Annotated in this window: 6 protein-coding genes; 1 reads left to right on the top strand and 5 read right to left on the bottom strand. The window is 54.2% G+C overall.

The genetic code is table 11. From position 1 onward, the window contains the following. Positions 1-280 precede the first annotated feature (280 nt). From D5S03_RS12730 to D5S03_RS12720, 3 genes are all read right to left on the bottom strand, one after another. Positions 281-1,060, bottom strand: a complete 780-nt coding sequence (locus D5S03_RS12730; RefSeq protein WP_287044291.1) for a nitrilase-related carbon-nitrogen hydrolase — start codon at positions 1,058-1,060, stop codon at positions 281-283. Beyond that, on the bottom strand, positions 1,061-1,864 hold the full coding sequence (gene thiM, locus D5S03_RS12725) for a hydroxyethylthiazole kinase (RefSeq protein ID WP_287044289.1): 804 nt from the start codon (positions 1,862-1,864) through the stop codon (positions 1,061-1,063). Between the two features lie 165 nt (positions 1,865-2,029). Further along, positions 2,030-2,401, bottom strand: coding sequence for a sirohydrochlorin chelatase (locus tag D5S03_RS12720; RefSeq protein ID WP_287044288.1), 372 nt, complete (start codon positions 2,399-2,401; stop codon positions 2,030-2,032). Between the two features lie 225 nt (positions 2,402-2,626). Here D5S03_RS12720 and D5S03_RS12715 point away from each other — a divergent pair, with 225 nt between their 5' ends. Then, complete coding sequence (locus D5S03_RS12715; RefSeq protein WP_287044287.1) at positions 2,627-3,952, top strand: (Fe-S)-binding protein; 1,326 nt, start codon at positions 2,627-2,629, stop codon at positions 3,950-3,952. A 246-nt stretch (positions 3,953-4,198) separates the two neighbouring features. On the opposite strand, the gene thiL is transcribed toward D5S03_RS12715, so the two are convergent. After that, positions 4,199-5,146 (bottom strand): thiamine-phosphate kinase, encoded by a 948-nt coding sequence (gene thiL / locus D5S03_RS12710; RefSeq protein WP_287044286.1) that lies wholly within the window; start codon positions 5,144-5,146, stop codon positions 4,199-4,201. 122 nt (positions 5,147-5,268) lie between these two features. Continuing rightward, on the bottom strand, positions 5,269-7,410 hold the full coding sequence (locus D5S03_RS12705) for an ATP-dependent helicase (protein WP_287044285.1): 2,142 nt from the start codon (positions 7,408-7,410) through the stop codon (positions 5,269-5,271). Positions 7,411-7,715: the final 305 nt, after the last annotated feature.

Raw genomic sequence — 7,715 nt, 5'->3', positions numbered from 1 at the left:
CAGGCTTCACACCCGACTAAAATACGCTTTGCTGTCCTGCGGAATTTTAGCGGGCAGGCAGGTGCTCCGCACACACGGTTTTGAAGAATAAAGAGCCCAGACAGCATGTCAGGCAAGAAACTCTGCATGACAGGCTCCACTCTTAACCGTGCGCGGCGAAGCCGCCCATGTGCAGCCCACGGCTGCCAGTGCCAAAAAATCTTCATCTTCCCCATGCCCCTTGCTACTCTCCCTCAATCCCTCAATCCCTCAATCCCCCAATCCCTAAATTCCTAAATTCCTAAATTCTTGAATCCAAATGAAAAAAATCAGACCTGCGGCTGTCAAATCCCCTGCGGTCCGTGAGGATCACTTCCGCCTGCAGCCCGGATTTCTTCAGCCCCACTTCCTTGCTCAGGCTGAACACGGTTTTGCCCCAGGAGGTAATCAGGCATGAATGTCCGGCCAGGTCCCCCAGTTCGGAAGCCCCTGTACCGTTGCACCCCAGAACGTAACACTGGTTCTCGATGGCCCTGGCCTTTAAGAGGGCCTGCCAGTGCTCCACCCTGGCCATAGGCCACTGCGAAGTGAGTATAAAAAGATCCGGCTCGAATTCGTGCTGGTACAGAAAAAGCTCAGGATAGCGCAGATCATGGCAGATGCCGAATCCAATTTTTATACCTTTCCATTCAAAACACTGCGGTGCATGCCGCCCCGGTTCAAAGTGCATATTCTCCTTGCCCGGCTTAAACAGATGCAGCTTCTGGTATGGCGAATATTTTTCCCCGTCCGGAGTGAAAAGCTCAAAGGCGTTGTATATCCTTCCGTCCTTTTCCTCCCAGAAGCTCCCGGCCAGGACATTCTCCGTTCTGGATGCGAACTCGCTCATTATCTGCCTGACCTCCAGATTCATCTCTAAGCAGCGGTCCCTTTGCAAATAATCAAATCCGCCCATGAACAGTTCAGGAAACACCCAGAGACAGGGGCCCTGCTGCCTTTCAATCAGGTCCAGCCAGGGCTGAATATCACTTACCCGGCGCATCACCCGGGTCTGGCAAACTCCGACAGCTACTGCCTCCATTTATACCTCTTCCTTGATGTGCATGCCTTGCAGCATCTCTTTATCCATTGCATACAAAATATCCAGAAATCCTGTCTGCAGGCTTCCCGGTCCCCCGGCTTCCAGGACGGCCCTTTCCCCGGCCAGGCCCATGACTGCCATGCCCATAGCCGCAGCCTGCAAAAAATCCTTTTCCACGGCAGAAAATGCCGCCACCAGGCAGGTGCTGCAGCATCCCATCCCGGTAACCTTAGTCATCATGGGGTGGCCGTTATTGACCGTCAGGAGCTTATCCCCGGAAACCACCAGGTCCTTCTCCCCGCTGACGCAGACCACGCATTCATAACGACTGGAAAGTTCCCTGGCCGCTTCCAGGGCCAGGGCAGATCCATGCAGGCTGTCCACCCCTCTGGGCTTGTCCCCGGAGCCCCCCAGGGCCATGATCTCCGAGGCATTGCCCCGCAGTATGCTTACCCAGCCTTTCTTTAAAAACTCCATGGGAGCATCCACACGCAGCTTGCTGGCCCCGGCCCCCACAGGATCCAGCACCACCGGGACACCCAGCTTTACCGCCCTGGATGCACCCAGGCGCATGGCCTGGACCTGGTTCATACATGGCGTGCCCATGTTTAAAACCAGTGCAGAACCAAGAGATGTCAGCTCCTCCACTTCATGCTCCGACCTGGTCATGGCCGGGGACGCCCCCAGGGCCAGAAGGGCATTGGCCGTAATACTGGTCACCACTATATTGGTCAGGTTGAGCACCAGCGGCCTTTTCTTTCTGATTTCCTCCAGCCTTTCCCAGACCTTTTCAGATGTAATCATTTCCATTCCCCCAGACTTTCCTTAGTTCTTGCCCAGCCCTGTTCCTCTTTTATGTCCCGTTTCCTCGCACACCTTCTTACTCTCTCTTCCCCATGCCCTATGCTCCCTGCCCTATGCCCCATGCCTTGCATCCTCTTCCACTCCCATACTCCCACACTCCCACACTTACAAACTTACCCTCCTCGCCCTATCAACTACGATACTCTTCATAAGGGGTTCGTGCTCCAGGGAGCTCAATATTTCAAAACTGACCCGTGGAAAATTTTCACCCATCAACCGCACACGTTCCGGGATATCCTTTTCCACGTGGCTGCCGTCCAGAAGAAAGTAGGGAAAAATCAATATCTTTTCAATTCCCTCCCGGCAGAGCTTCTGCACCACATCTTCCAGACCCGGATCCGCCAGGGAAAAAAAGGCACCAAAAATGTTCTTCTCTTCGCTCTCCTGACCCGCTTTCTCCACCATCTCCAGAAATGCCTGGTTGGCCCTGAAGTTGCGGCTGCCGTGAGCCAGTACAATAAGCGCCTGTGCCGACATCTATCAACCTCCTGGTTATCCGAACAGAAAAAACCGCAAACTCCTGCTTGCCATTTCACCTCAAAAATGTAAATCTGTGCCCATTAAAAATATTTGTTGAATCCTTACAGCTTTTAGCATATTCTAAGAGCTAAAGGGGCCAGCTGATGTTTTTATCGTATTTTTCTGCAATATTCTGCTAACTCTTGAGAAAAATTTAACAATAAACCCCCAAGGAGGACATCTATGGCAGATGCAGCTCTAAAATTGGGAGCAGAGCCCAAAGAAACCTTTCTGGACAAGGTTAGAGATCTGTTGCCTGAACAGGGGCACTTAAACCTTTGTCTAACATGTGGAGCCTGCTCTTCCGGCTGCCCGGCCACCGGGCTGGAAGGAATGGATCCCAGGAAGTTCCTGCGCATGGCAGCCCTGGGCATGGATGAAGAAGTAACCTCCACCCCCTGGGTCTGGATGTGTACCATGTGCACCAGGTGTGTTCATGCATGTCCCATGCAGATCAATATCCCCCAGCTTGTTTTCCAGGCCCGCAAAACCTGGCCCGAGGAAAAAAAGCCAAGGGGAATCGTGCAATCCTGTAAAGCGGCCATGATCGACGATGCCACCAGTTCCATGGGAGCAACCTCAGAAGATTTCGTCGAGGCCGTGGAAGAAACCCTGGAGCAGGTCCGCAGTCAGCAGCGCGGATACAAGGACCTGCAGGTCACTTTTGACCGTAAGGGGGCCAAGTATTTTCTCAACCAGAACTCCCGCGAGCCCATGACAGAACCCGACGAAATGGTTCCCTTATGGAAAATCATGCACGAGGCAGGGGCAGACTGGACTTATGGCCGAGCCGGCTGGGCCGCGGAAAACTACTGTATGTTCGCAGCCAACGATGCTGAGTGGGAAAAAATTGTTCGCATAAAGGCCGAGGCCGTAGACGCCCTGGGCTGTGAATACTGGCTCAACACGGAGTGAGGGCATGAACTCTACGCAGTCCGGTTCGGACTGGAAAAGTTCAACATTCCTCACAAATTCAAAATCGAATCCATAATCCGGCTCTATGCCGACTGGGTCAGGGAAGGCAGGATCAAGCTTTCCTCGGACTGGAACAAGGATCTCAAGATCAAGTTCACAGTACAGGACCCCTGCAACATGGTGCGCAAAACCTTCGGCGACTCCATTGCCGATGATATGCGTTACGTGCTCAAGGCCTGCGTGGGCGAAGAAAACTTCGTGGACACCTGGCCCAACAAATCCAACAACTTCTGCTGCGGCGGAGGCGGTGGATTTCTTCAAGCCGGCCTGAAGTCAGCCCGTCAGAGCTACGGCAAGGTCAAACACGACCAGATCATGGAAACCGGGGCTAAATATGTGATTACACCATGTCACAACTGCCACTCCCAGGTACACGACCTCTCCCACCACTTTGAAGGAGGCTACGAATGTGTTCACCTGTGGACAGTCATGGCCCTGTCCATGGGCATCCTCGGTCCTGATGAAAGGGCTTACCTGGATGCCAGCCTGAGCGAATGCGGAATAAATGAGTGCACGTTGCCGCCTGACGAATAATATGCGCTGCACCTGACTGTTTTGCAGCATTTAAATAAGATGCACCTGCAAAACGTCGGGAAATGAATCATTCAGGAATGAATCACGCGTCCTGCTACGCACTTCGCGTGGTTGGCGTGGTTCGCGTGACATAACTCTTTGTTTTTTTGACCTCTGACATCTGACATCCGATATCTGATGTCTTTGACTGAAAAAATGACTTTTAAAGTCACATCGAATAAGGGCCTGCGCGAATCGTGCAGGCCCTTATTTTTCAAAATGATCAAATCCCTTGAGGCCAAGCTCCCTGTCCTGCAGGAATATACCCGGCTTATCCGTAACTGTTCCCAGCCTTCTGCAGTCCAGAATCTTTTTTTTGACCGTATCCCACCCCTTACGTGTACACGCTCCCAGCAGGGCGTAATCCTCCCCTCCCTTGAGCGCCGTGGCCAGAGGATCAAGGCCTCTGTCCCGGCAGAAAAATGCAACCTCAGGATGAACCCTGAAATCCGAACAGATCTCCACCCCGGTTCCCCGCCTGCAGAACCTGGGCAGGTCCCGGGCCAGGCCGTCGGAGACGTCCATAAGACCCTTGACCTCCTCTATCCCGGCCAGCACCTGCCCCTCGCGCACCAGGGGCCTGGGTCTCAGGTGTTGAGCCACACATTCCGGATACCTGTCCAGTCCGGGATCGTTTTCCTCCAGCAGACTGAGCCCGCATGCCGCCAGGCCTGCCTTGCCCACGACAAAAAGTACGTCCCCGGGCTCTGCTTTACCTCTTAGCATCTGTCTGGCAGGGCTTTTTCCCCAGATGCACACGGCAAGACCCAGGGATTTGCCGAAGCTTAAGTCCCCTCCGGTGAGGGCCAGCTTGAACTTTGCCCCCAGCTCAGCCATTGAAGACAGCATGCTTCTGCAGAAGTCCTCGTCCAGGTATACCGGCCAGATGAGATTGAGGTTAAAACCCAGGGGCCTGGCCCCGCCCGCTGCAAGGTCGCTTAAGTTCACCGCCAGGGCCTTGTGCCCGATGTCTTCCGGGGTGAAATACCTGGTTCTGAAGTGTACGTCCTCCAGGAAGAGATCACTGCTCATGCACAGGCTTGCAGGACACTTGAGAACTGCACAGTCGTCACCCCTGCCCACCACCATGTGCGGATGCTCCCTGGGGAAAAGGCTGTTGACTATTTCCAGAAAATGATCTTCGGATTTAAGCATAAGCAATGGTTGGTTTATGGATTATTTGGATTATTCGTAACTATTCAGAACCTGCGGCCGAAAAGCCAGGGGCCGAATTTCCGGACCACTGGAGGTCATATCATTAAGGTGAGCAGTTACGATTATTCTTCAAAATTCAGGTAGTCACCGCTTATGGTCTTGAGCCCCACCCCGGGGAAATTGACCTTGTACTTGTTGGGCGGCAGGGCCTGGACCACCTTGCCCCGGCCGAAGACCTTGTGCCGGCAGTATCCCCCGGCCGGCACAGCTGACGTCTGACTGCGCCTGCTGGACCGGGGGCTTACCTCCCCCGGCAGCGGCCCATCACCTTGCGGATTCTTTTTTTCCCCGGAGAAAATTCCGGCCTGCTCTTTCACCTTGCTGTACAAAGACGTATCGATTTCCCGCACAAAGGGACTGGGCCAGACCCGCTGGTTGAAGCCGGTGCTTCGCTGGTAGATGCTCTGAGGCACAAAAAGTCCTAAGTAATCCCTGGCCCGGGTGCAGGCCACGTATAAAAGCCTTTGCTCCTCGTCCATGTCATCCGGGTCCTGCATGGCCCGCCTGGAGGGGAAGCGCTCCTCCACCAGGTCGATTAAAAGCACCGCAGACCATTCCAGCCCTTTGGCCGAATGAATTGTGGACAGTACCAGGGCGTCTTCCCTGGCCTGCATCCCCACCGGGTCGGAATTTTCCAGGACCATGTCCGCCAGAAAGGCTTCCAGATGATTGTAGGCAGAGGTTATCTGCTCCAGCTGCTCCAGACCGCTTAGCCGCCTGGGCAGGTCCTCCATGTGCTTTTCCTCCAGGAAGGGTCGATAAAAATCCAGCACCTCCGTCAAAAAACTGGAAGGACTGGCCGGCAGGTTCTTCTGCCTGCGCAGAAGCTCCATGAGTCCGGCGAACTGCTCGTTTTTGGTCTCGAACTTTTTCAGCTCCGAACCATCCCCTGAGGTCAAAGAGGTGCAGTAGGCCTGGTACAGGCGCTGGGCAGTCTTGGGACCCACCCCCTTCAAAAGCCCCAGCCCCCTCTTCCAGGCCAGAATCTCCGGAGGGTCCTGGACCATGCGCATCAGGGACAAGACATCCTTGATGTGCGCCGCCTCAGAAAATTTCATGCCCCCGAATTTCTGGTAGCCGATGGAAGCCTTGTTCAGCTCCACCTCCAGGGGATAGGCATGGTACGCCGCCCGGAAAAGAACAGCTATATCGTGCAGGGGGTATCTGCTGCTGAGCTCCTCCACCCGGGAAAGAACAGCCCCGGCCTGGGCCATGTCGCTTGACGGGGTGATGAGCTCCGGCCTGGCCCCGTCGGTACGGGTGGAAAAGAGATTTTTTTCGTATTTCTGGCCCATGCTGGACAGAATGCAGTTGGTGAGACTGAGCACCGGCTGGGTGGAGCGGTAGTTCTGCTCCAGCTTGATCACCCTGGCCCCGGGAAAGGTGCCCGGAAAATCCAGGATATTGCCCACGTCCGCCCCGCGGAAGCCGTAGATGGACTGGGCGTCGTCCCCCACAACCATTATATTGCCCTGATCCGAGGCGATGAGCCTGGCCAGCCTGGCCTGGACCAGGTTGGTGTCCTGGTACTCGTCCACCATGACGTAGCTGTACACGCTGCGCACGTATTCCAGGACCTCGGAGTTGTCCGTGAGGAGCCTTTCCAGGAAAAAAAGCAGGTCATCAAAATCCAGCAGGGCCTGCTTTTGTTTCTCCAGGAAATAAGCGTCTTCCAGCTTTTTGAGGTCTTCCAGGTAATTATGCAGGTGGGCTGCCTCGGATTCGATAATGCTTTGCAGGGATAATTCCTTGTTGCGGGCCTTGCTCAGATAAGAAAGTATTGTGCGGGTGCGGGGAAAGGACTTGTCCCCCTGTCCTACTTTCAGCTCATTGCGCACGCCCTTGAAAAGCTCCTCAGCGTCAGCCGCATCCATTACCGAGAACCCCTGGGGAAATCCCAGGGCCGGGGCGAACTTCTTCAGGATCATATAGCTGAACCCGTGAAAGGTCCCCCCGCTGACCATGCCCATCTCCCGGTTCAAAAGCTCTCCGGCGCGCCGCAGCATCTGGGAGGCGGCCTTGCGGGTGAAGGTTAGAAGCAGGATACTCTCAGGAGGCACCCCCTGCTCAACAAGGTATGCCAGGCGGTAAACAATGGTCCGGGTCTTGCCGCTGCCGGCACCGGCAATAACCAGCACCGGACCCCGGGTAGTGGTCACCGCCTCCAGCTGCGCCGGGTTCAGACTTTTTTCATAATCTATCATGGCTTACATTACATTTGAAATTTAGAGTAGATTGTCTTTATTCCCAGAGAACTGAAACTTGCGGGTACTGATGAATGAGAGGATCTTTTGAAACCAGAACAAGAGATTCGCATAAGGATTGAGCAATCAATAGACGGTCGAAAGGATCCTTGTGCAGCGGATCCAATCCTTGCAATGCCCAAGTATGTTCAAGGGTGATGTTCAACATTTCAATGAAATTCTTCTTTACCTGCGTCTGAACGATGTCCTTCCATTGGTCTTTTAGACTTAGCACAAATTTCAAACCAACATGTTGGTAACTTTAT

It is taken from the genome of Desulfonatronospira sp. MSAO_Bac3 (assembly GCF_003838035.1).
Classification (GTDB): domain Bacteria; phylum Desulfobacterota; class Desulfovibrionia; order Desulfovibrionales; family Desulfonatronovibrionaceae; genus Desulfonatronospira; species Desulfonatronospira thiodismutans.
Note: the sequence above shows the minus strand (reverse complement) of the source record. Positions and strands in the feature narration are given on the sequence as shown.